Below are 23,628 nucleotides of genomic sequence, written 5' to 3'. Positions count from 1 at the left end.
CGGCCGCCACCTCCGCCGCGGCGCTGCGCGCCCCCGCAAAGTCCCCGCACGCCCCGGGGGGCAAAACCCGCGGGTAACCCCCGGTGGGGGCGGTGCTCGTACGAGCACCGCCCCCTCGGTCTTACCCGGTCACGCCTTACTGGGTGACCTTGTCGATCTGCACGCTGCCGGTGCCGGCGGCGGTGCCGCGGCCGTTGAGCAGCTGGACCTGGCCGAAGAACTGACGGCCCTCGGGGGCCGCGCTGGAGACCAGGACGTTCGCCGAGACCTGCGCGGAGGCGCCGTTGGCGAGGTTCACCGCGGCGGCCTCGTCGACCTGGACGGTGCCCAGGGCGGACGAGAAGTACACGTCACGGTAGTCGTACGTGGTGGAGCCGGACGGGACCGCGTAGCCGATCACCTTGATGGTGTAGGTGCCGGCGGCGGGCTTGTCGAGCCTCACGGACTCGTCGGAGTCACCGTCGGCGGAGGAGCCGACCTTGACGCCGTCCTTGTAGACCTCGAGGTCGAGGTCGGCGCCGGCGTCGGAGGTGTGGTTGATCGCCACGTCCAGACGGGAGACGCCCTCACCGACGGTGACCTCGGTGGTCTTGGTCTCGCCGACGGCGATGGTCGGCTTGTCGACCTTCGCGGAGCCGAGCGCGCCGCCCTGGAGCTTGCCGCCGGAGATGGCCGCGCCGGTGTTCTGCACGGTCCACTGGACCGGGGCCGGGGTGCCCTGCTTGACCTCGGGGAGGACCTTGACCGCCGGGTCGAAGCCCGCGCCGAGGACGGAGACGTCCAGCTTGAACGGGTTGTCCAGCAGCGGCGACGTACGGCGCGACTCGACCTCGATCTCCCAGACGCCCGGCTGCGGGTTGTCGTACGAGCGCAGGTCGGGGCGGCACTTGTTGGCCGGGTTGTCGTAGTTCGGGTAGCACTGGGTGGTGGCGCTGTCCTCGACGCCCGTGCCGTACGGGTGGATCGAGATGAAGCGCGTCTGGCTGCCCGCGGCGAGACCGCCGAGCGCGACCTCAAGGGTCTTGGCGCCCTGCGGGACCGTCACGAAGTACGACTTGTGGCTGTTGCGCTGCACGGAGGAGGTGTCCGAGAGCGTGAACGACGGCTGCGCCAGCGGGGTGGAGGCGACGACCGTGGCCAGGATCTGCTTGTCGATGCCCTCGGTGGTCGGGTCGTCGAGCTGCAGGATGCCGCTGTGGACGCCGGCCGACTTGACGTTGGCCTCGACCTTGATGGTGACGGGCTTGTTCAGCGGCAGCGTGACGTAGTCGTAGCCGCCACCGCCGACGACCTTGAAGGTGCCGTCGTTGTTGCGCCAGCTGATGTTGTGGCGGGTGCCGTACTTCACGCCGGTGGTGCGGGTGACGACGACGTCGTAGACCTTCTTCTGGCCGACCTTCAGGCCGCCCTCGCGGTCGTAGAGGCCGGTGCCGAAGCCGGGGGTCTTCAGGAACTGGTCGAGCGCGGTGTCGACCGGGGCCTTGACCGTGAACTCGTTGGCCTTGGCGCCGCGCTGGATGGACTCCCACGCCTTGTTGATGTCGATGAGGCCCGCGCCCTGGGCGTGCGCCGGGACGTCGTCGATCTTCTTCGCGGTGCTGGTCAGCGCCACGCGCAGGTTGGCCGGGGGCAGGGCGATCTTCGCCTGCTTGGCGGCCGAGATCAGCAGGGCGCTGGCGCCCGCCGCCTGCGGCGAGGACATCGAGGTGCCCTGGAGCATCGAGTAGCCGGCCGGCAGGGAGTAGCCCGCCTCCTTGACCGGGCTGCCGGGCAGCCAGGTCTGGGTGGTGTTGATGGCCGCGCCGGGGGCGGTGATGGTCGGCGTGAACCCGCCGTCCTCACGCGGACCGCGCGAGGAGAAGGGGAACATGTTGTACTTCTTGGTCACGCCGGAGCCGTAGTTGGCGGCCCAGGTCTCCTTGGAGACCGCCGCGCCCACGGAGACGACCTTGTCGGCGAGACCGGGGTCGCCGATGGTGTTGACGCCGGGGCCCTCGTTGCCCGCCGAGATGACGAGCTGGACGCCGTAGGTGTCGATGAGGTTCTTGTACAGCTCGGAACGGGCGTTGTTGCCGTCGTTCAGCGCCGGGAGACCACCGATCGACATGTTGACGATGTCGACGCCGCGGTTGACGACGAGGTCGATCATGCCCTCGGTCAGCGCGATGTTGGTGCAGCCGCCGGACCAGGAGCAGGCGCGCGAGGAGACGATCTTCGCGCCGGGCGCCTCGCCGTTCATCTTGCCGCCGAAGAGGCTGTTGGCGGCGGTGATGCCCGCGACGTGCGTGCCGTGCTCGGACTCGATGATGCCGATGTTGACGAAGTCGGCCTTCTTGCCGACCCAGTCCCCGCCGAACGGGTCCATCGGGACGTCCTTGCGGATCTGGATCACGAAGGGGATCCGCTCGACGACGTCGGTCGCCGGGTTGTCCGTGCCGAAGTAGCCGACCTGGTAGCCGTCCTTGTACGGCTTCATCGGCTCGTTGTTGGTGAAGTCGCCGTCCTGGTCGGTGTCCACGCGGACGGTGCCGGCAGCCGCGTCGTACAGCATGCCGAACTTGTCGGTGGTGTCGCCGTCCCGGTTGACGTCGCCCTTCATGTCACCGGTGGCGGTGATCGCTTCGCTGAAGCGGCTCCACTGGAAGGTGCCCTCGGGGGCCTTCCAGCTCTGGCCGCCCGCGGTGAAGGAACCGCCGGTGGCGGTGACCGGGGTGATCTGGGGGCGCCAGGTGGCGTCGTTGTCCTGGATCGGGTCGGTCGCGGTGACCCAGTCGACGATCTTGCGCTCGCCGGTCGTGGTCTTCTGCAGCGCCGGGTGGGCGATGTCGACGCCCGAGTCCAGGATGCCGATGGTGACGCCGCGGCCGTCGGCCTGCGGGTTCTTCGCGACGAAGTCCACCGCGCCCGTCTCGAAGGACGGGTTGTACGGGTTCTTCGCCGGGGTGTTCTTGTCCGGACCGGGGTAGGTCTCGGAGGCGGTCTTCGTGCCCGAACCGTCCTTGCCCGAGTCCGGGCGGGGGTCCGGCAGTTGGATCTCGTGCCTGAGGTCCATGCCGTGCACCGAGTCCAGCTTGGCGGCCGCCTTCAGCGCCGCCTCCGCCTTGTCGGTCGGGAGGGTGGCGCGGACGTAGCCGAGCTTGTCGTACGTCTGGCCCACCGAAGCGCCCTGGACGGCGTCCAGCTGGTCGGCGACCTGCTTGGTCTGGCCCGGCGCGGTCGCGACCATGACGGTGACGGTGGCGTCACCCTTGGCCTTGGCCTCCTGGAGCAGTTCGGCGTCCGCCGAACCGAGCTTCTGGTCGGCCGACTTGGCCGGCGCCGGGGACGACGGGTTGTCGCCGGTCGCCGCGAAGACGGGTACGGCGCCGGTGGCGCAGAGCGCGGCCACCAGGCCCGCGGCCGCCGCGACGCGCGCCGCGCGTCGGGCGCCGGGTATGGCCCCGTTGGTGCTGGGGGATTCGAGGGTCATCAGCATCCCTGGCTAGAGATCGATACGGTCCGGATTTCGGTGCCGGATGACCGGTCAGCTTTGCGCAAGTGACAGCTGTTTGGGGAGGGCTGTCATTGACCGAGACCTGACATGGCGGACACTCGCCAGGGTGGAGTTTCCGCCAGTGGGAACATCTCGGGGCAAGCGGGGGCGACTTGCTGCGGTCAGTGAGTGGATTTATCGACTTTCCGACCGTGTGACGGGGGTGTGTCGGGGTTACGTCTCACCCCGGGTGTGACAGATTTCGACCGTTCAGCGCTCGCGCGTGCGCGCGTAGTGGCGCGAGGCCTTGGCGCGGTTGCCGCACGCGGCCATCGAGCACCAGCGCCGGGTGCCGTTGCGCGAGGTGTCGTGGAAGTGCAGCACGCACGTCTCCGAGGCGCACTTGCGGATCCGTTCCGGCGCCGACCCCAGCAGTCCGAGGTAGTCGCGGGCCGCGGTCCAGGCCGGCCCCCAGGACGGGTCGTCGAACTCGGCCCGCTCGCCCGGGCCTTCGGCGGTCAGGGTGGCACGGATCCGGCCGTGCTCCAGTACCGCGTCGACCAGCTCGCGGGCGCCCGCGTCCGTCGGGTCCGCGACGGCGCGGGCGAGCGCCTCGCGCGCGGTCAGCAGGTGGACCAGGGTCGACTTGTCGGCGCGGAAACGCCCGGCCAGGCCCGTGCTCTCCAGCCAGAGGGCCAGTCCCTCCAGGCGGGTCAGCCCGAAGGCGCCCGCGAAGAGGTCCGTGAGCTCGCCCTCCCGCATCCAGCGCGTGTTCAGCAGATCGAGGGCGATGGGCTCGCCGGTGAGCGGACGGGGGTCCGTCGTCGGTACTGCCGTCATGTCCGCCTCCTCGCGCCGCTAACCCCTCAAGGGTACGTGACCGGTTGACGCCCGGTTCCATAACCTCTAATCTCGATTTAGAAGGTTAGAACGCCAGGGGCTGGAACGCCCAGGGCGCCGGTATTCCTCGGGAAGGGAACCCTCATGACCACCACCGTCGGCACGCTCCGCACCGGGCACGTGGGCCTCAACGTCACCGACGTGGAGCGCTCGCTCGCCTTCTACCGCGACGCGCTGGGCTTCGAGCTGCTCGGCGAGGGCAAGGAGGAGGGCCGCCGCTTCGCCTTCCTCGGCCGGGACGGCGAGCTCGTCCTCACGCTCTGGCAGCAGGCGGATGACCGGTACGCGCCGCAGGCGGCCGGACTGCACCACCTCGCCTTCTCCGCCGGCGCGATCGAGGAGGTCCGTGCGTACGAGGAGCGGCTGCGCGGGCTGGGCGTCGACTTCGCCTACGAGGGCGTCGTCGCCCACCGCGAGGGCGCGGCCTCCGGCGGGATCTTCTTCCACGACCCGGACGGCACCCGCCTGGAGATCTCCGTGCCCACCGGCGCCGAGGGCGCTCCCGCGCCGACCGCAGAGGCTCCGACCTGCGGGTTCTTCTAAAAAACAAAGAAAGGGAGGCCGTCATGGAGCGGTACCACCAGGGCTCGCTGGCCGTCCAGGAACGGGTCGGCGTGCGCGAGCTCGCCGAGCACGTCGGCCGCTCCATCGGCCCGGGTATCCGGGACGTGGCCGCGGCCTTCCTCGCCCTCCAGCCCCACCTCGTCGTCGGCGCCGCCGACGGCGCGGGGCGGCTGTGGGCCTCGCTGCTCACCGGCCCGCCCGGTTTCGTCCGGGCCGTCGGGCCCGACCGGATCGCGGTCCGGGCCGGCGGCCTGCCGGACGGGGATCCCCTCGCCGGGGCACTGACCGCCGACGGCACCCGGGTGGGCACGATCGCCCTCGACCCGCGCACCCGGCGCCGGATGCGGCTCAACGGGACCCTCGCCGTGACGCCCGGCGGCTTCGCGGTGACGGCCGAGGAGGTGTTCTCCAACTGCCCGAAGTACCTGCAGAAGCGGCAGCCGCTGGAGCTGGTGGCCGAGGGGCCCGGAATCGTACGGCGCTCCGGGGCGCTCACCCCGGGCCAGGAGCGGGCCGTCCGCGCCGCCGACACCTTCTTCGTGGCCACCGCCGGCGCGGGCGGCGCCGACGCGAGCCACCGGGGCGGGATGCCGGGCTTCGTGGAGGTGCTCTCGCCCACCGAACTGCGCTGGCCGGACTATCCCGGCAACGCGATGTTCCTGACCCTGGGGAACCTGGCCGTCGACGAGCGGGCCGGGCTGCTCTTCCCCGACTGGGAGGGCGGCGGGCTGCTCCAGCTGAGCGGGCGGGCCCGGACCGAGTTCGGAGCCGACGGGAGCCGCAGCGTCCGGTTCCGGGTGGAGGCGGCGGTGGAGAGCCTGCATCCGGGGCGGCTGCGCTGGAGCGCCCCGGAGTACTCCCCGGCGAACCCGGCCCTCCCGGACGGCCCTCACCGGGGCAGTACGACCAGGTAGGCGGCGGGCTCGTGGTCGTCGGACGCCGTCAGGGCGGTCCGGATGACCGCGGCCTGCTGCTCGGGCCAGTCGCGCAGCTTGCGCGGGGTCAGGTAGAGGACGGTCACCCCGAGCCGCTCCAGGGTCTCCCGCTTGCGGACGGCCTCGGCCCAGTCCTCGTCCTCCCCCTGGCGCGGGGCCCGGATGTCGATCTCGACGGCCACGGCCTGCTCGGGCCAGTAGGCGTCCACCCCGCCCAGGTGCGGGCCGCCGGGCAGGCGCAGGTCCACGTTCCAGACCGGCTCGGGGAGCTCGTAGCCCCGTACGAGCTGGTACAGCCGGTCCTCCGCGATGGCCCGGCCCTCGGCGAGCAGGGACTCGACGGCGTCGATCACGTGCGGCCGGCTCAGCAGCCGGGCCACCGTCAGCTCCCGCACCACGGCGGCCGGTTCGCAGTGGCCGCCGCGGACGGCCTCGCTGAGGACGCGGCGCACCGCGGTGGCGTCGTCCAGCTGGGCGACGGCGTCGGCGACGGCCCGCGCCACCGGCGCCACGGGCAGGCCGGTGACGTCCAGCGGGCGGGGCGGGGTGTGCGCGCGGACGATGCGGACGTCGCCGGTGGAGCGGAGCCGGCGGGTGTTCGGCACGAGGACGTCGATGTGCGTGAGGGAGAGCAGGGCGGGGGTGGAGGAGAACCGGTAGAGCGCGAGCGCGGCCAGCCCGGTGATCATGACCTCGCCGTTGCCGCGCTTGCCGGCGTAGAGGAGGGCGGCGTGCAGGCGCTCCTCGCTCGTCGCGGGGCCGGAGTGCAGCAGGAACACCCCGGGCAGCACCTGCTGCCACGGCCGGCCGGCGGCCTCGGTGGCGCTGACCCCGTGCTCGCGCAGCTGCGCGAGGGTCAGCACGCGGGGGCGGCTGGCGGTGAGGTGGGCGAGGGGGAGGGGTGCGTTCTGGTTCATGACGCGGTGATTCCCTCAGGCCATGGCCCTGCTAACGCCTGTTACACGCTCGTCGACAAATCCGGACAAGATGGGGCTAAAGTACGGGCGTTCGACTGCCGATTGCAGTGACCGCTGCGCGGGGCTCCTCCCCGCCCCGCGCAGCGGCGCACGGAGGTGCTAGGCGTCGCGGGACTGGGCGCGGAGGGCGCGGGCCAGGTCGTCGCGGGACTCCAGGACCAGGCGGCGCAGGGCCGGGGCCGCGTCCGGACGGGCCGTCAGCCAGGCGTCCGTCGCGTCCAGGGTGGCGTGCGAGTCCTGGAGCATCGGGTACAGCCCCTTCACCACGTCGATGCCGATCTGGATCGACCGCTCCGCCCAGATCCGTTCGATCACCTCGAAGTACCGCCCGGCGTACGGCGCGAGCAGCTCCCGCTGTGAGGACTGCTGCATCCCGCTGATGGTCGCCTCGACCAGCGCGTTCGACAGCGCGTCCGACTCGACCACCACCGCCCACGCCTGGTCCTTGACCGCCGCCGACGGCCGCGCCGCCAGGCAGCGCACCTGGTGCCGCTTGCCCGAGGCGGTGTCGTCCCGGACCAGCTCGGCCGTCAGCACGCCCTCGTCGACCACGCCGTGCGCGGCCAGCGGCAGCAGGAAGTCCCAGCGCAGTTCCTGGTCCACCTCCAGCCCGTCGATCCGGGCCGAGCCCTCCAGCAGCCCCAGCAGCAGCTGGAAGTCGCCCTCGCTGGTCGCGCTCGCCGCGAAGAACCGGGCCCAGGTCAGCTGGTGCTCGGAGCCGGGCTCGGCCAGCCGCAGCTCGTGCAGCGCGCCCGCCGCGAGCTCCCGGCCGCCCTGCTCGCGCCAGTCCGGCGCCGCGTAGTGGGTGACCGCGCTCAGCGCCTGCGCGTGCAGCTGCTGGAGCACGCCGACGTCGCTCTCCCGGCCCGCGTGGGCCAGCACCAGCGACAGGAAGTCCCGGGCCGGCATCAGCGCGTCCCGCGTCAGGTTCCACAGCGCCGACCAGCACAGGGCGCGGGCCAGCGGGTCCGTGAGGTCGCCCAGGTGGCCGCGGAGCGTGGCCAGCGAGCCCTCGTCGAAGCGGATCTTGCAGTACGTGAGGTCCTCGTCGTTGACCAGGACCAGGTCCGGCTTCTCCAGCCCGGCCAGCTCCGCGACCGCCGTCCGGGCGCCCGCCACGTCGGCCTCGGCCCGCGCGTAGCGCACCAGCGCCCCGTCGGCCTCCAGCCGGTACAGGCCCACCGCGACCCGGTGCGGGCGCAGCTCCTCGCCCTCCTGGACCACGGCCAGCTCGGTCAGCCGCCCGCCGGCGTCCGTGGTGACCACCGGGGTCAGCGCGTTGACGCCCGCCGTCTGGAGCCAGGCCCGCGACCACTCGGCCATGTCCCGCCCGGAGACCTCCCCGAGCACCGACAGCAGGTCGTCCAGGGTGGTGTTGCCGTACGCGTGGGCCTTGAAGTAGCGCCGGGCGCCGTCCAGGAAGGCCTCCCGGCCCACGTACGCGACGAGCTGCTTGAGGACGGCCGCGCCCTTGGCGTAGGTGATCCCGTCGAAGTTCAGCTTGGCGTCCTCCAGGTCACGGATGTCGGCCGTGACCGGGTGGGTGGACGGCAGCTGGTCGGCCCGGTAGGCCCACGCCTTGCGGTTGTTGGCGAAGGTGACCCAGGCCTGGTCGAAGCGGGTGGCCTCGACCAGCCCGAAGGAGCCCATGAAGTCCGCGAAGGACTCCTTCAGCCACAGGTCGTCCCACCACTTCATGGTGACCAGGTCGCCGAACCACATGTGCGCCATCTCGTGCAGGATGACGTTCGCGCGCCGCTCGTAGGAGGCCTGCGTGACCTTCCCGCGGAAGATGTACTCCTCGCGGAAGGTCACCATGCCCGGGTTCTCCATGGCGCCGAGGTTGTACTCGGGCACGAAGGCCTGGTCGTACTTCCCGAAGGGGTACGGGTAGTCGAAGATCTCGTGGAAGAGGTCGAAGCCCTGCTTGGTGACGAGGAAGACGTCGTCCGCGTCGAAGTGCCTGGCCAGCCCCTTGCGGCACATGGCGCCCAGCGGGATCGTCAGGTCCCCGCGCGTGTAGGTGTCCGTGACGTAGTGGTACGGGCCCGCCACCACGCAGGTGATGTACGTGGAGATGGGCTGCGTCTCGGCGAAGCGCCACACCCCGCCCTCGCGGGACTCCTCGGCGCCGTTGCTCCACACCGTCCAGCCCTCCGGCGCGGCCACCTCGAAGCGGTAGGGGGCCTTGAGGTCGGGCTGCTCGAAGTTGGCGTACACCCGCCGGGCGTCCGCCGGCTCGTACTGGGTGTAGAGGTAGACCTCGCCGTCCTCGGGGTCGACGAAGCGGTGCATGCCCTCGCCGGTGCGGCTGTACGCGCAGTTCGCGTCGACGACGAGGACGTTCTCGGTGGCGAGGTCCTCCAGGGCGATCCGGGCCCCGTCGAAGACGGCGGCCGGGTCCAGCGCGCGCCCGTTCAGGGTGACCGCGTTCACGGAGGGGGCGATCAGGTCCGCGAACGAGGAGGCGCCGGGGACCGCGGACCGGAAGCGGACGGTGGTCACCGAGCGGAAGGTCCGGGGGCCTTCGGCCGGTTCGGCCTCGTCCACCGCGGACCTCAGGTCGAGGGCCACCTCGTACGCGTCGACGGACAGCAGCTCGGCCCGCGTGCGGGCCTCGTCGCGGGACAGGTTCTCACCGGGCACGTAGCACTCCTTCGTGCGTGATCGCGTTCTTCGGTTCGAATCCTCCCACGGGGGAATGCGTGCGGTCCCGGCCCGGTTGGCCAGAAGGAACATGCCCAGTGATGCCTTAGGTGACTTGAGGAGAGCCATGACCGACACCCAGGTGCGCGAGAAGACCCCGGTTGATTTCTGGTTCGACCCGCTCTGCCCCTGGGCCTGGATGACCTCCCGCTGGATGCTGGAGGTGGAGAAGGTCCGTGACGTCGAGGTCCGCTGGCACGTGATGAGCCTGGCCGTGCTCAACGAGGACAAGCTCGACGAGCTCCCCGAGCGCTACCGCGAGCTCCTCGGCCCCAAGGGCTGGGCCCCGGTGCGCGTGGTGACCGCCGCCCAGCAGAAGTTCGGCGACGAGGTCACCGGCAAGCTGTACACGGCCCTCGGCACGAAGATCCACAACGAGGACCGCGGCGCGACCCGCGAGGTCATCGCCGACGCCCTGGAGGAGGTGGGCCTGCCGGCCGAGCTGCTCGCCTACGCCGACTCCGACGAGTACGACCAGGTGCTGCGCGACTCCCACAACGACGGCATCGAGCGCGTCGGCCAGGAGGTCGGCACCCCGGTGATCTCCGTGCCCGGCGCCGACGGTGAGGAAGTGGCCTTCTTCGGGCCCGTCGTCACCCCGGCCCCGCGCGGCGAGGCCGCCGCCCGCCTGTGGGACGGCACCCTGCTGGTCGCCTCCACCCCCGGCTTCTACGAGATCAAGCGCACCCGCACCAAGGGCCCGTCCTTCGAGTAGTCCGCCCGGATCCCCGTACGCAGAAGACCCCCGCGACTCATGTCCTCGCGGGGGTCTTCCGCTCTGTACACCCGCACGCGAAGGCTGAGAAGACGATCACGAGGCGGGCGGTCTGCGGGTGCCGGTCAGCCCTTGGCGGGGATCAGCAGCGGGGTGTTCGCCTTGGCGTCGGCGTAGCGCCGGGCCACGTCCTGCCAGTTGACGACGTTCCACATGGCCTCGATGAAGTCCACCTTCTGGTTCTTGTACTGCAGGTAGAAGGCGTGCTCCCAGGCGTCGAAGACCAGGATCGGCGTGCTGGCGACGCCGACGTTGCCCTGGTGGTCGTAGACCTGCTCGACGAGCAGGCGGCCGCTGACGGGCTCGTACGCCAGCACGCCCCAGCCGGAGCCCTGCGTCGCGGAGGACGCGAAGGTCAGCTGCTTCTTGAACCTGGCGAAGGAGCCGAAGGACTCGGCGATCGCGTCGGCGAGCTCGCCCACGCCGTCGGCCGCGGTCGGCTCGCCGCCGCCCTCGCCGGTCTTCGGGCTGGCCATGTTGTGCCAGTAGATGCTGTGCAGGATGTGGCCGGAGAGGTGGAACGCCAGGTTCTTCTCCAGCCCGTTGAGCGCGCCCCAGTTCTCCTTCTCGCGCGCCTCTTCCAGCTGCTCCAGCGTGGTGTTGGCACCTGTGACGTAGGCCGCGTGGTGCTTGTCGTGGTGCAGCTCGATGATCTGCGGGTTGATCACCGGTTCGAGCGCCGCGTAGTCGTAAGGAAGCTCAGGAAGCGTGTAGATGGCCATGCGTGTATCCGGTCCCCTCGGCGTGCCAATCGCTTATTGCAATTAATGCGCAACTGCACGCTAGCAGTATCTATTCCGAGTCGCGCGTAAGGGTTACCTGGGTACGAAGAGAGGCGGACCCCGTGTCGCGCACGGGATCCGCCTCTCGGGTCGGGAAGTGCCGGGCCGTCAGCCCCGCGCCGCGCGGCGCTGCTTGGCGTACCCGGTCACCGCCAGGGCCACCGCCAGCCCGCCGGTGAACAGCACCTGCGTCCGGGTCTCCGCGTCCGCGGCCATCAGCACCAGCACCCCGGCGACCCCGGCCAGCGCCACCCACGTCAGGTACGGGAAGCCCCACATTCGCACGGTCAGCTTCCCGGGCGCCTCCCGCTCCAGCCGCCGGCGCAGCACGAGCTGCGAGACCGCGATGAAGCCCCAGACGATGAGGATGACCCCGCCGACCATGTTCAGCAGCCAGGCGAACAGGGTGTCCGGGTACCAGTACGACAGCAGGACCGTGACGAACCCGAACCCGCAGGAGGCGAGCACCGCCCGGCGCGGCACCCCGCCCGAGACCTTGCCCAGGGCCCGGGGACCCTGGCCGCGGGAGACCAGCGAGTGGGCCATGCGCGAGGAGCCGTAGATGTTGGCGTTCATCGCGGACAGCAGGGCGATCAGGATGACCGCGTTCATGACCTGGCCGGCGGCCGGGATGCCCAGGCGGTCCAGGGCCGCGGCGTACGGGCCCTGCTCGGTGACGGCCGGGTCGTTCCAGGGCAGCAGGGTGACGATCACCAGCATCGAGCCGACGTAGACGATCGCGATCCGCCACATGGTGGTCCGCACGGCCTTGGCGACGCCCCGCACCGGGTCGTCGGACTCGGCGGCCGCGATGGTCACCGTCTCCAGGCCGCCGTACGCGACGACCGAGGCCAGCACGCCGACGAGCAGGCCGTCGACCCCGTTGGGCAGGAAGCCGCCGTCGTGCACCAGGTTGGCGGCGCCGGGGGAGGAGGTGCCGGGCAGCAGGCCCAGGACGGCGAGGACGCCCAGGCCCAGGAAGAGGCCGATGGCGCCGATCTTCAGGGCGGCGAACCAGAACTCGAACTCGCCGAAGTTGCGCACCGCGCCCAGGTTGCTGCCGCAGAACAGCGCCATGAAGACCAGCACCCACAGCCACGACGGGGTGCCCGGGAACCAGCCCGTCATGATGTGCGCCGCGCCGATGGCCTCGATGGCCACGCCGACGCACAGCAGGGTCCAGAACATCCAGCCCGCCGTGAACCCGGCCCAGGGTCCGATCGCCCGTTCGGCGTGCACCGAGAAGGAGCCCGACGCCGGGTTGGCCGCCGACATCTCGCCGAGCATCCGCATCACGAACATCACCAGCAGACCGGACACGGCGTACGCGAGCACGATCGAGGGCCCCGCGGCCGCGATGCCGGCGCCCGAGCCGACGAAGAGGCCGGCGCCGATGACCCCGCCGAGGGCGATCATCGAGAGGTGGCGCTGCTTGAGGCCGTTGCCGAGGGGGGATCCGGGCGCGGACGGCCGCAGTTCGGGGGGTGTGATGGTGCTCTGACTCATGGGGGCCAGTCTGCCGAGCGTCCGTTTATCGGACGTCTCTTGTCCATCATCCGGACACCCGGCTCACGCCGCGTGACCGTCCGCCCCGCACGACGCAACGGCCCGGGGCGAAAGCCCCGGGCCGTCCGGCGTATGACGGGACCTCAGCCCCGGCGCGCCCGCACCTCGCGGTAGGCGGCCACCAGCAGGACCACCGCCGCCGCGCCCGAGGACCACAGCAGCTGCGGCCGCGCCGAGTCGTCGAACAGCATCAGCACCAGCACCGCCGCCATCCCCAGCAGCGCCGCCCACGTCAGGTACGGGAACGCCCACATCGGCAGCGTCAGCCGCTCCGGCATCTCCCGCTCCAGCCGGGGCCGCAGCCGCAGCTGCGAGACCGCGATCAGCGCCCACACGAACAGCAGCACCGCGCCGACCGCGTTGAGCATGTAGAGGAAGACCGTGTCCGGCCACAGCAGGTTCAGCACCACCGACACGAACCCGAAGACCACCGAGGCCAGCACCGCCCGCCGCGGCACCCCGCCGCCCGACACCTTCAGCAGCGCCTGCGGCGCCTCACCCCGCTCGGCGAGCGAGAAGATCATGCGCGAGGAGCCGTACAGGTTCGCGTTGAGCGCCGACAGCAGCGCCACGAACACCACGATGTTCATGATCTGCCCGGCAGCCGGGATCCCGATGGAGTCGAGCACGGCCACGTACGGGCTCTGGCCCGGCTCCAGCGAGTCCCACGGCAGCAGGGTCACGATGACCAGCATCGAGCCGACGTAGAAGAAGAGGATGCGCCACACCGCGCTGCGCACCGCGCGGGACACCGACCGGGCCGGGTCGTCCGACTCGGCGGCCGCGATGGTGACGACCTCCAGGCCGCCGAACGCGAAGACCACCGCGAGCATGCCGGCGACCACCCCGCCCATGCCCTTGGGGAAGAACCCGCCCTGCCCGGTCAGGTTGGCCAGGCCCACCGGATCGCCAGAGGGATTGGACGCAGTGGGCAGCAGGCCGAAGACCGCCAGCGTCCCCAGGACCAGGAACAGCACGATCGCGCCGACCTTGAGCGCGGCGAACCAGAACTCGAACTCGCCGAAGTTCCGCACGGCGGCCAGGTTGGTCAGGGTGAAGACCACCATGAAGGCCAACACCCACACCCACTGGTCGACCGACGGCAGCCAGCCGTGGGCGATCTTCGCGGCGCCCGTCGCCTCCACGGCGAGCACCACGACCAGCAGGAACCAGTACAGCCAGCCCGCCGAGAACCCGGCCCAGCGCCCCAGGGCCTTCTCCGCGTAGACCGAAAAGGAGCCGGAGGCGGGCATCGCCGCCGACATCTCGCCGAGCGCCCGCATCACCAGCATCGCGAGCGCGCCCGCGAGCAGGTACGAACAGATGATCGCGGGGCCGGCGATGCCGATGCCGGCGCCGGAGCCGACGAAGAGCCCGGCGCCGATCACGCCGCCGAGGCCCAGCATGGTCAGGTGGCGCTGCTTGAGGCTGTGACTCAGGGGTTCCGGGGGCAGGCCGCCCTCGGTGACGGACGGTTCGGGCAGTGGGTCGCGCATGAGGAGGTGCTCGTACTCTCGGTCGGCCAAGCGGCGCTGGGGGCTGCGCAAGGGATTGGCGGGACCCTACAGTCTCGCTGGAGGGCGCCCGTGGGAGCAAAAAGGACGTGCCGTCGGATGTTCCCCGTGATGGGGATCACTTCAACTCGGGTGTAGGGCGTGGACTTTGTGTGGTCCCCACCAAACCGGACAGTACGCCTTTGTCCCGGCCGACGGTGGGGCGGTGCGGCGGCGCGCACTAGCGTCACGGTGTCCTGTAGATCACCACCCCGCGGAGCCCCCTCATGAGCACTGCTTCCGTCTCCTTCCGGCCCGGCGCCGTCCTCGCCGACCTGCTGCCCGCGAGCCGCGTCCGCGACGTCGCGCTCGTCGTCGGCGGAGCCGCGCTCACCGGTCTGGCCGCGCAGATCTCCGTACCCGTACCCGGCTCGCCCGTCCCGGTCACCGGCCAGACCTTCGCCGCCCTGCTCGTGGGCACCGCCTTCGGCGCCCGCCGCGGCTTCCTCGCACTCGGCCTGTACGCCGCCCTGGGCGCGGCCGGCCTGCCGTGGTTCGCGCACGGCACCTCCGGCGCGGGCGGGGCCTCCTTCGGCTACGTGCTCGGCATGCTGCTGGCCTCCACCCTCGTCGGCGCCCTCGCGCAGCGCGGCGGGGACCGCTCGGTGCTGCGCACGGCGGGCACGATGGTGCTGGGCTCGGCCGTGATCTACGCGGTGGGCGTGCCGTACCTGATGGCCGTCACGGGGATGTCGCTCGCTGCCGCCCTCGCGGCGGGCCTGACCCCGTTCCTGATCGGCGACGCCGTCAAGGCCGCGCTGGCCATGGGCGCGCTGCCGGCCGCCTGGAAGCTGGCCGGCCGCCGCGGCTGACCCCGTACGGACACACCTGCCGGTGCCTGCACAGCAGCCCCGGACCGCGAGCGGGCGGTCCGGGGCTGCTGTCGTCTGCGGGGCCGGTCAGGCGGCGTCGACCGCGGCCTCGACCGCGGCCTCGGACGCGAGCTCGCCCTTGCGGCGGGCGTTGCGCACCACGCCGATCGCGATCACGACGGCCGCGACGAGCAGGGAGTACAGCACCGTCTCGCGGTTGTCCTTGTCGTAGACCATGTAGCCGAGGACGAAGGTGATCATCGCGGCGGTGGCCCAGGTCAGGTACGGGAAGAGCCACATCTTGACGGTGACCTTCTCCGGAGCCTCGCGCATCAGGATCCCGCGCATCCGCAGCTGGGTCAGGCAGATGACCAGCCACACGAAGAGCGCGATGGCGCCCGACGAGTTCAGCAGGAAGTTGAAGACCGTGTCCGGGGAGGTGTAGTTGAAGTAGACGGCGATGAAGCCGAACACCACCGAGCCCAGGATGGCGACCGTGGGGACGCCGTTCTTGCTGGTCTTGGCGAAGGCCTTGGGCGCGTCACCGCGCTCGCCCAGCGAGAACGCCATGCGGGAAGCGGTGTAGAGGCCCGAGTTCAGGCAGGACAGGACGGCCGTCAGGACGATCACGTTCATGATCTGGCCGGCGTGCGCGATGCCGATCGAGTCCAGCGCGGCGACGTACGAGCCCTTCTTGACGATCGACTCGTCGTTCCAGGGCAGCAGGGTCAGGACGATGAAGATCGAGCCCAGGTAGAAGACGCCGATGCGCCAGATCACCGAGTTGGTGGCCTTGGTGACCGCGCGGCGCGGGTCCTCGGACTCGCCGGCCGCCAGGGTGACGATCTCGCTGCCCATGAAGGAGAAGACGACCATCAGCACACCGGTGAGGATCGAGCCCCAGCCGTTCGGCATGAATCCGCCGGCGTCGGTGAGGTGGGCGAAGCCCGCGCCCGGGTTGTCCGAGCCCGGCAGCACGCCGAAGACGGCGAGCATGCCGACGACCACGAAGGCGCCGATGGCGACGACCTTGATGCCGGCGAACCAGAACTCGAACTCGCCGTAGGAGGCGACGGAGCCGAGGTTGGTGGCCGTCAGGACCACCATGACGATCAGAGCCCAGGCCCACTGCGGGACGGCCGGGACCCAGCCTTCGAGGATCTTCGCGCCGGCGGTCGCCTCGACGGCGAGCACGACGACCCAGAAGAACCAGTACAGCCAGCCGATGGAGAAGCCGGCCCAGCGGCCGAGCGCCCGGTCGGCGTACGCGGAGAAGGAGCCCGAGTTCGGGCTGGCGGCGGCCATCTCGCCGAGCATCCGCATCACGAAGACGACCATCGCACCGACGAGGAGGTACGAGATCAGGATGGCGGGGCCGGCCTTGGCGATACCGCCGCCGGAGCCGACGAACAGGCCGGCGCCGATGACACCGCCGATGGCGATCATGGAGAGGTGGCGGTTCTTGAGACCGGCCTTGAGACCGTCGGAGGGCTGGGCGGAACCGGGTTCGCCGGTCGGGTCGCCTGCCTTCTGAAGGGTCGTCGTCGTGCTCATGGACGAATCCTTAGGTTCTCGGGTGGAGAGTTCCGGCATTCAAACCCGATTTCCGGCCAGTACGGAAGACCTTCTTCCGATGGTTACCCAAGGCCCCCATCTCGGGACCAAGGTCCCGACCCCTCCCGTCTGCGTTCTTTGGGTTTACTTGAGGTTTAGAAGTGATTTATGCGACACCCCTCTGCGGTCCCTCAAGGCCTCGCATGCCACACTCGACCCATGCGCGTGTATCTCGGATCCGACCATGCCGGCTTTGAGCTCAAGAACCACCTCGTGGACTGGCTCAAGAACAACGGCCACGAGCCCGTCGACTGCGGGCCCCACATCTACGACGCCGTCGACGACTACCCGCCGTTCTGCCTGCGCGCCGCGGAGAAGACCGCCGCGGACGCCGACAGCCTCGGCGTCGTGATCGGCGGCTCCGGCAACGGCGAGCAGATCGCCGCGAACAAGGTCAAGGGCGTCCGCGCCATCCTCGCCTGGAGCGTGGAGACCGCGAAGCTCGGCCGTGAGCACAACAACGCCAACGTCATCTCCGTCGGCGGCCGTATGCACACCCAGGACGAGGCCACCAGCTTCATCGAGGCCTTCCTCGCGACCCCGTACTCCGACGAGGAGCGCCACACCCGCCGCATCGACATGCTCTCGGCCTACGAGCAGACCGGCGAGCTCCCCCCGATCCCGGCCCACCACCCGCAGGACCAGTAGCACGCCCGTGCCGCCGGACGCAGGCCGTCCGGCGGCACACCCATTTCCGCTTCACATGGACGCAGGAGCAAGGCCGTGCCCGAGGGCCACACGATCCACCGCCTCGCCCAGGACCACAGCGAGCGCTTCGCCGCCCGCCCGGTCCGGGTCAGCAGCCCCCAGGGACGCTTCGCCGAGAGCGCGGCCCTGCTCGACGGCCGCGAGCTGGAGAGCGCGGAGGCACACGGCAAGCACCTCTTCCTGGAGCTCGGCGACGCCTGGATCCACATCCACCTCGGCCTCTTCGGCAAGCTCGGCTTCGGCCCCGCCCCGGCCCCGCCGGCGGCCGACACGGTGCGGCTGCGGCTGCTGAACGAGGACCACTACGCGGACCTGCGCGGCCCGACGGCCTGCGCGCTGGTCACCGAGGCCGAGAAGAAGGCGATACACGACCGCCTCGGCCCCGACCCGCTGCGCCCGGCCGACGACCCCGGCCGCGCCTGGTCCCGCATCTCCCGCAGCCGTACGACGATCGCCGCCCTGCTGATGGATCAGAAGATCATCGCGGGCGTCGGCAACGTCTACCGCGCCGAGGTCCTCTTCCGGCACGGCATCGACCCCTACCGCCTGGGCAGGGACCTCACCCGTGCCGAATGGGACGCGATGTGGGCGGACCTGGTGGAGCTGATGCGCGAGGGCGTCCGCCGCAACCGCATCGACACCGTGCGCGACGAGCACCTCCCGGAGGCGATGGGGCGCCCGCCGCGGGTCGACGACCACGGGGGCGAGGTGTACGTCTACCGGCGCGCGAACCAGCCGTGTCACATCTGCGGGGGCGAGATCCGCACCGCCGACCTCGCCGCCCGCAACCTCTTCTGGTGCCCGGCCTGCCAGCGCCGCTAGGGGGTGTCCGGCCTCAGAACCCGTGGGGGAGCCAGGGGGCGGCGTGCCCCGCGAAGGCCCGCGACGCCTCCCGCAGGGCCCCCGGCCGGAGTTCCCGCACCCGCCCCGCCCCCGCGAGGGAGGCCAGCGTGACCCCGCCCAGGTACGCGGCCCCCAGCTCCCGCGCCGAGAGGGCCAGCTCCGCCGCGTCGGAGGTCCGCACGCACCGCACCCCGCCCCCCTCGGCAGCGGCGGTCAGCCGCCACCGCCCCGCGTTCCACGGGCAGAAGCCGTCCTCCACCTCCAGCACCACGTCTACCGGAGCCTCGTACCCCCGCGCCTCCAGCGCCCCCGGCAGGTCCACCACCCGCAGGTGCAGCGCGTCCCGCTGCCGCGCCCGGATCCGCCGGACGTCGTTCACCAGGTGCAGCAGCGGATCGTCCATCGGCCGCCCCGTCGCCCGTACGTGCCAGGTCAGGTCGATCTCGAACAGGTACCGCCACAGCGCCGCGTACGCCGCCGGGTCCAGCGCGTCCACCTGCCCCACCAGCACCTTGCCGTCCGCCCCGGTCTGCTCCCAGTCCGACCGCACCCGGTAGCGCGCGTAGCCGACGACCTCGCCGTCCGCGTCCTCCGCCACCACGCACTTCAGCGGCGACGCCCCCTCCCGCTGTGACTCCGGGTCCAGCAGCGCCTGCCGCTCCCACCCCGGCTGCCGGGCCGTCATCCCCGGCCGGCCCGGGACCAGGGCGGCGTACACCCGCTCGCAGTCGGCCAGCGCCTTCTCCGGGTCCACGAGCCGCAGCCGCACCCCGTCCGTCCCCGGCGGCACCTGCAGCCGTACGCGGGTGGTGTCGACGTCGACCGACAGGGCGTACGCGGCCGTGCCGTAGCCGAAGCGCCCGTAGATCTCCGGCTCCGAGGCCGTCAGCACTGCGACCGTTTCGCCACCCGCGCGGACGTCGTCCAGCTGGCGCCGCATCATCGAGGTCAGCACGCCCCGCCTGCGGTGGGTCGGCGCCACGCCGACCATGGTCACGCCCGCCGCCGGAACCACCGCCCCGCCCGGCACCGACAGCCGGAAGCTGAAGGCCCCGGCCGAGCCGACGCACGTCCCGCCGTCCCATACGCCCAGCGAGCGGCCGGGCTCCGTCAGGGAGCGGTAGAGCGCCCGCTCCTCGGGGGACTCCGGCACGCCACCGAACGCAAGTTCGAGATGGTCGTACCAGGCATCCCACTCATCAGCCTGCAATACGCGCGTATCAAGAGCCATGGGGCCATTGCTACCAGGGCAATACGGCCCGGTCGAACCTTTTTCGGGCAGCAGCAGGCCCGCGGAACGGGGGTACCCCTGCGCGCACCCAGCCATGATGGATAAGGTCCCGAAGCAATGGCCGGAGCACGTATGGAGATGCTGACGGCCCGGACGCGCATGATGTCGCACCGGGCGCGCACAGCCCTGCGCAAATCCGCCGTCGACTACTTCCGCGGGGACGCCTCCGACTGGCTGGCCTTCGGCGGCCTGCTGCTCACCGTCCCCGCCATCGCCTGCGGCACCCTGATGCTGCCCGTCTGGTTCTCCCCGTCGGCGCTCGTCCTGCCCATCGTGGCCGGCGGCCTGCTGCTGCGGCCGGCCAGCCTGCTCGGCCTCTACGCCGCCTCCGCGACCGCCCTGATCGTCGAGGCCCTGGTCCTCGGCCCCTACACCGAGGGGCCGGCCAGGGTCACCCCGGGCACCGTCCTCGTCGTCGCCGCCTGCGGGTTCTTCGGCCTGATCATCGCCCAGTTCCGCAGCCGCGTCGGCGTGCCGTGGCGGCGCGGCGGCACCATGCTCTTCGACCTGCGCGAACGCATCCGGGTGCAGAGCAAGCTGCCCGCCCTGCCGCCCGGCTGGCACCGCGAGATGGCCCTGCGGCCGGCCGGCGGGCAGTCGTTCTCCGGGGACTTCGTCGTCGCCGCCCGCACCAACGGCGGCCGCACCCTGGAGGTCGTCCTCACCGACGTCTCCGGCAAGGGCATGGAAGCCGGCTCCCGAGCCCTCCTCCTCTCCGGTGCCTTCGGCGGCCTCCTCGGAGCCCTCCCGCCGCAGGACTTCCTCCCCGCTGCCAACGGCTACCTCCTCCGCCAGGACTGGGACGAGGGCTTCGCCACCTCCATCCACCTCGTCCTGGACCTGGAGACCGGCGACTACGAACTCCTCTCCGCCGGCCACCTGCCCGCGCTCCAGCTGTCCGCCGGCACCGGGCGCTGGCAGGAGAAGTCCGGCGAGGGCCCCCTCCTGGGCGTCTACGACGGCGCCGAGTTCGAGCCCGCGCGCGGAAACCTCCGCCCCGGGGACGTCCTGATGCTCTTCACCGACGGGCTGGTCGAGACCGCGGACCGCGAGATCAGCGAGGGCATCGACCGCCTCACCGGCGAGGCCGACCGGTACGTGGCCGCCGGCTGGGAGGGGGCGGCGTGGCACCTGATCGAAAAGGTGGCGAAGGACGTCAACGACGACCGAGCCCTCCTCCTCATCCGCCGCACATCTTCTTGACGCGCCGCACACCTTCTTGACGCGCCGCTCGCGCGGCTCGGCCGCGAGCGGCCTCCCCGGCTTCGCGCCGCTGCGCCGGACTCCGTCCGTCGGGCGCCGGGCGGGGCCGCTGCCCCTGGCCGAGCCCGGCCGTCGCCTGCGGGTCCGTGCCGCTGCGCGGAGCGGTCCCCTACCCGCCCTTCCTCCCCCAGCTACCCAGTTCCCAGGGGCGCTGCCCCTGACCCCGTTTCCGGGCGCTGCGCGCCCGGTGCGCTCAAACGCCGCGCGGGCTGGAATTGCCGGGCAGCGGCAAAATCCAGCCTCGCCGGCGTTTGAGGCGCGGGGTCCGGGGCGGAGCCCCGGGTCTTTCCAGCCTCGCCGGCGTTTGAGGCGCGGGTCCGGGCGGAGCCCGGGGAACGGTGGAAGGGCGGGTCGGGGACGGCTCCGCGCAGCGGGGGCACCGGTTCGCGGGACCGGGCCACTGCGTGGCGATTGGCAGGTCCGCCCCGCCCCCGGCAGGGCTACCGTCCGCCCATGGACCCCACGCTCGCCGCCGACCTCGCCCACCTCCCCGCCCTCCTCGACGCCACCCGCCACGCCGCAGGCGAGGCGCTCGCGGGGCTGGCCGCGCGGCCCGTCCTGCCCCCGCAGGACGGGCCGCCGGAACCCCGCCCCCTGCCCGCGCACGCCACCGGCACGGCGGCCGCCCTCGACGAGTTCCGGACCCGCTGGGAGCCCCGGCTCTCCGCCTCCGCCGGCCCCCGCTACCTCGGCTTCGTCACCGGCGGCGCCACCCCCGCCGCCCTCGCGGGCGACTGGCTGACCGCCGCCCACGACCAGAACTCCAACTCCTCCCTCGACCCCGCCGGCCAGCACCTCGAACGCGAGACCGTCGGCTGGCTGCGCGAGCTCTTCGGGCTGACCCCCGCCCACACCGGCACCTTCGTCAGCGGCGCCACCCTGTCCAACACCGCCGGCCTCGCCATCGCCCGCGAGTGGCTCGGCGAGCGCCTCGGCGTCTCCCCGGCCGAGGACGGCGTCGCCGCCCTCGGCCCCGTCCGGGTCCTCTCCGGCGCCCCGCACTCCTCCATCGCCAAGGCCCTCTCCGTCCTCGGCCTCGGCCGCGCCGCCCTCGTCCCGGTGCCCACCCTGCCCGGCCGCGAGGCCGTCGACCCCGCCGCCCTGGACCGCGCCCTCGCCGACACGCCCGGCCCGGCCGTCGTCGTCGCGAACGCCGGCACCGTCAACACCGTGGACTTCGACGACCTCCGGGCCGTCGCCGCCCTCCGCGCCCGCCACGACTTCTGGCTGCACACCGACGCAGCCTTCGGCGCCTTCGCGGCCCTCTCCCCGGAACACGCCCACCTCACCGAGGGCCTCGACGCCTCCGACTCCGTCTGCGTCGACCTGCACAAGTGGCTCAACGTCCCCTACGACAGCGCCGTCCAGTTCACCCGCCGCCGGGACCTCCAGGCCCGCGTCTTCGCCAACTCCGCCGCCTACCTCGGCCCCCTCGGCGACGATCCCGACCTGGTGCACCTGACCCCCGAGAACTCCCACCGGCTGCGGGCCCTGGCCGCGTGGTTCACCCTGCGCGCCTACGGCCGCGAGGGCCACCGGGAGATCGTCGAACGGGACGTCGCCTGCGCCCGCGCCCTCGGCGGCCTCCTCGGCGAGGACCCTGCCCTGCGCCTGCTCGCCCCCGTCCGCCTCAACGTCGTCTGCTTCACCCTCGCCGAGGACCCCACCCCCGAACGGCTGGCCGCCCTCCGCGAGGCCGTCGCCGCCGAGGTCTTCGTGACCCCCACCGTCCTCGGGGGAACCCCCGCCCTGCGCGCCGCGTTCTCCAACTGGCGGACGACGCAGGCGGACGTGCGCCGGGCCGCCGAGGCCCTCCGCACGGCAGCGAAGGAGATCGCATGACCGACCGGAACCGGTCCCTCACCCTCGCCGAGGTCGAGGCCCTGGCCCGCTCCGCGCACGAGGGCCAGACCGACAAGGCCGGCCGACCCTACGCCGGGCACCTCGCGGCCGTGGCCGAGGGCGTCCGCCTGCGCGGCGGCAGCCCCGCCCAGCAGGCCGCGGCCTGGCTGCACGACTCCGTCGAGGACGAGGCCCTCAGCGCTGAGGAGCTCGCGGCGGCGGCCCTCCCGCAGGAGGTCAAGGACATGGTCCTGGCCCTCACGAAACGCCCCGGAGAACCGCTGGAGGAGTACACCGCCCGCATCCTGGCCACGCCCGGCGCCGTCCTCGTCAAGGAGGCCGACCTCGCGCACAACGCGGATCCCGTACGTCTCTCCGTGCTGGACGCGCCCACCCGCGACCGGCTGACCGCCAAGTACGCACGCGTCCGCTCACTCCTCGGCATCCCCACTCCCTGACCTCCCGCCCGGCACCCTCCCGCACGCCCGAAATGCGCCCGGTTCGTACGTGCTTGATGGGAAAGGGCGGGAAAGAGGTGCCGGCGATTCGTCACGAGGCGGATAGGTGGCCCCGGTTGGTGGGAGGATGGTCCATGTGGGGGTGGGCACGGGGGTGCGCCCCGGGCCGGCCAGGGGACGACCGAAGGTGTGATCAGTAGTGGCCATTTCGCTGTCAGTGGTGGTTCTGTTGGCGGTCATCCTGGTGATCCTGATCCGCGGCAAGCACATCAAGGCGGGCCCGGCGATCATCGCCGTCCTCTTCGGCTTCTTCCTGGCGTCCAGCTCCATCGCCCCGGACGTCAACCGCTTCCTGAACTCCCTCGCGGACACCATCGCCGGCATCAAGCTGTGAGCGGCGGTGAAACGCGTCAGGGCCGGGCCGAGGAGACGTCCTCGACCCGGCCCTGAGCCGTTCAGAGCGGGTGACGGGAATCGAACCCGCGTAGCTAGTTTGGAAGACTAGGGCTCTACCATTGAGCTACACCCGCAACGCATGCGCCGCAGGTCCGTCGGACCGCGGCACGA

General features: G+C 71.8%; 19 protein-coding genes and 1 tRNA gene. 10 read left to right on the top strand and 10 right to left on the bottom strand.

The window, feature by feature from the left end; genetic code table 11:
• Nucleotides 1–136 precede the first annotated feature (136 nt).
• Both AB0F18_RS05105 and AB0F18_RS05100 read right to left on the bottom strand, forming a co-directional pair.
• Nucleotides 137–3,469, bottom strand: a complete 3,333-nt coding sequence (locus tag AB0F18_RS05105; RefSeq protein WP_362055119.1) for a S8 family serine peptidase — start codon at nucleotides 3,467–3,469, stop codon at nucleotides 137–139.
• Nucleotides 3,470–3,742: 273 nt separating this feature from the next.
• Nucleotides 3,743–4,312: a CGNR zinc finger domain-containing protein gene (locus tag AB0F18_RS05100; protein WP_362055117.1), complete on the bottom strand. Its 570-nt coding sequence runs from the start codon at nucleotides 4,310–4,312 to the stop codon at nucleotides 3,743–3,745.
• A 144-nt stretch (nucleotides 4,313–4,456) separates the two neighbouring features.
• Between AB0F18_RS05100 and AB0F18_RS05095 the strand changes: the two genes are divergently transcribed.
• Together AB0F18_RS05095 and AB0F18_RS05090 are read left to right on the top strand one after the other, a co-directional pair.
• Nucleotides 4,457–4,915, top strand: coding sequence for a VOC family protein (locus AB0F18_RS05095; protein WP_362055115.1), 459 nt, complete (start codon nucleotides 4,457–4,459; stop codon nucleotides 4,913–4,915).
• 23 nt (nucleotides 4,916–4,938) lie between these two features.
• Entirely contained in the window at nucleotides 4,939–5,850 is a 912-nt protein-coding gene (locus AB0F18_RS05090) for a pyridoxamine 5'-phosphate oxidase family protein (RefSeq protein ID WP_362055114.1), read from the top strand.
• Here the strand turns inward: AB0F18_RS05090 and AB0F18_RS05085 are convergent.
• Together AB0F18_RS05085 and pepN are read right to left on the bottom strand one after the other, a co-directional pair.
• Nucleotides 5,826–6,788 carry a hypothetical protein gene (locus AB0F18_RS05085; RefSeq protein ID WP_362055113.1) on the bottom strand — a complete coding sequence of 321 codons (963 nt, stop codon included), beginning with the start codon at nucleotides 6,786–6,788 and terminating at the stop codon, nucleotides 5,826–5,828. The genes AB0F18_RS05090 and AB0F18_RS05085 overlap by 25 nt on opposite strands.
• A gap of 159 nt (nucleotides 6,789–6,947) precedes the next feature.
• Nucleotides 6,948–9,494: an aminopeptidase N gene (gene pepN, locus AB0F18_RS05080; protein ID WP_362055111.1), complete on the bottom strand. Its 2,547-nt coding sequence runs from the start codon at nucleotides 9,492–9,494 to the stop codon at nucleotides 6,948–6,950.
• A gap of 127 nt (nucleotides 9,495–9,621) precedes the next feature.
• Between pepN and AB0F18_RS05075 the strand changes: the two genes are divergently transcribed.
• Nucleotides 9,622–10,269 (top strand): DsbA family protein, encoded by a 648-nt coding sequence (locus AB0F18_RS05075; protein ID WP_362055109.1) that lies wholly within the window; start codon nucleotides 9,622–9,624, stop codon nucleotides 10,267–10,269.
• A gap of 125 nt (nucleotides 10,270–10,394) precedes the next feature.
• Here the strand turns inward: AB0F18_RS05075 and AB0F18_RS05070 are convergent, their stop codons facing one another.
• The 3 genes from AB0F18_RS05070 to AB0F18_RS05060 form a co-directional block, all read right to left on the bottom strand.
• Nucleotides 10,395–11,051, bottom strand: coding sequence for a superoxide dismutase (locus tag AB0F18_RS05070; protein WP_362055107.1), 657 nt, complete (start codon nucleotides 11,049–11,051; stop codon nucleotides 10,395–10,397).
• Between the two features lie 168 nt (nucleotides 11,052–11,219).
• On the bottom strand, nucleotides 11,220–12,617 hold the full coding sequence (locus AB0F18_RS05065) for an amino acid permease (RefSeq protein WP_362055106.1): 1,398 nt from the start codon (nucleotides 12,615–12,617) through the stop codon (nucleotides 11,220–11,222).
• Between the two features lie 143 nt (nucleotides 12,618–12,760).
• The gene (locus AB0F18_RS05060; protein ID WP_362055104.1) at nucleotides 12,761–14,173 is read right to left on the bottom strand and encodes an amino acid permease; all 1,413 of its coding nucleotides are present in this window, start codon (nucleotides 14,171–14,173) and stop codon (nucleotides 12,761–12,763) included.
• 284 nt (nucleotides 14,174–14,457) lie between these two features.
• Here AB0F18_RS05060 and AB0F18_RS05055 point away from each other — a divergent pair, with 284 nt between their 5' ends.
• Nucleotides 14,458–15,042 carry a biotin transporter BioY gene (locus AB0F18_RS05055; RefSeq protein WP_362055102.1) on the top strand — a complete coding sequence of 195 codons (585 nt, stop codon included), beginning with the start codon at nucleotides 14,458–14,460 and terminating at the stop codon, nucleotides 15,040–15,042.
• Nucleotides 15,043–15,129: 87 nt separating this feature from the next.
• Here the strand turns inward: AB0F18_RS05055 and AB0F18_RS05050 are convergent, their stop codons facing one another.
• The gene (locus tag AB0F18_RS05050) at nucleotides 15,130–16,596 is read right to left on the bottom strand and encodes an amino acid permease (protein ID WP_362055100.1); all 1,467 of its coding nucleotides are present in this window, start codon (nucleotides 16,594–16,596) and stop codon (nucleotides 15,130–15,132) included.
• Between the two features lie 219 nt (nucleotides 16,597–16,815).
• On the opposite strand from AB0F18_RS05050, the gene AB0F18_RS05045 reads away from it, so the two are divergent.
• Nucleotides 16,816–17,304, top strand: coding sequence for a ribose-5-phosphate isomerase (locus AB0F18_RS05045; RefSeq protein WP_362055098.1), 489 nt, complete (start codon nucleotides 16,816–16,818; stop codon nucleotides 17,302–17,304).
• Nucleotides 17,305–17,379: 75 nt separating this feature from the next.
• Complete coding sequence (locus AB0F18_RS05040; RefSeq protein WP_362055096.1) at nucleotides 17,380–18,186, top strand: DNA-formamidopyrimidine glycosylase family protein; 807 nt, start codon at nucleotides 17,380–17,382, stop codon at nucleotides 18,184–18,186.
• A gap of 13 nt (nucleotides 18,187–18,199) precedes the next feature.
• On the opposite strand, the gene AB0F18_RS05035 is transcribed toward AB0F18_RS05040, so the two are convergent.
• A complete protein-coding gene (locus tag AB0F18_RS05035; protein WP_362055094.1) occupies nucleotides 18,200–19,438 on the bottom strand; it encodes a GNAT family N-acetyltransferase in 1,239 nt (412 codons plus the stop codon).
• Between the two features lie 117 nt (nucleotides 19,439–19,555).
• Here AB0F18_RS05035 and AB0F18_RS05030 point away from each other — a divergent pair, with 117 nt between their 5' ends.
• From AB0F18_RS05030 to AB0F18_RS05015, 4 genes are all read left to right on the top strand, one after another.
• On the top strand, nucleotides 19,556–20,701 hold the full coding sequence (locus AB0F18_RS05030; RefSeq protein ID WP_362055092.1) for a PP2C family protein-serine/threonine phosphatase: 1,146 nt from the start codon (nucleotides 19,556–19,558) through the stop codon (nucleotides 20,699–20,701).
• A 513-nt stretch (nucleotides 20,702–21,214) separates the two neighbouring features.
• The gene (locus AB0F18_RS05025; protein ID WP_362055090.1) at nucleotides 21,215–22,603 is read left to right on the top strand and encodes a pyridoxal-dependent decarboxylase; all 1,389 of its coding nucleotides are present in this window, start codon (nucleotides 21,215–21,217) and stop codon (nucleotides 22,601–22,603) included.
• Nucleotides 22,600–23,061 (top strand): HD domain-containing protein, encoded by a 462-nt coding sequence (locus AB0F18_RS05020; protein WP_362055088.1) that lies wholly within the window; start codon nucleotides 22,600–22,602, stop codon nucleotides 23,059–23,061. The genes AB0F18_RS05025 and AB0F18_RS05020 overlap by 4 nt, the downstream gene beginning before the upstream one ends.
• Before the next feature lie 199 nt (nucleotides 23,062–23,260).
• A complete protein-coding gene (locus tag AB0F18_RS05015) occupies nucleotides 23,261–23,455 on the top strand; it encodes a hypothetical protein (RefSeq protein WP_362055086.1) in 195 nt (64 codons plus the stop codon).
• A gap of 65 nt (nucleotides 23,456–23,520) precedes the next feature.
• Here the strand turns inward: AB0F18_RS05015 and AB0F18_RS05010 are convergent.
• Nucleotides 23,521–23,591: transfer RNA gene (locus tag AB0F18_RS05010), tRNA-Gly, on the bottom strand.
• Nucleotides 23,592–23,628: the final 37 nt, after the last annotated feature.

Source organism: Streptomyces sp. NPDC029216 (assembly GCF_040648015.1).
Lineage (GTDB): Bacteria > Actinomycetota > Actinomycetes > Streptomycetales > Streptomycetaceae > Streptomyces.
This window is presented reverse-complemented; position numbering and strand designations above follow the sequence as displayed.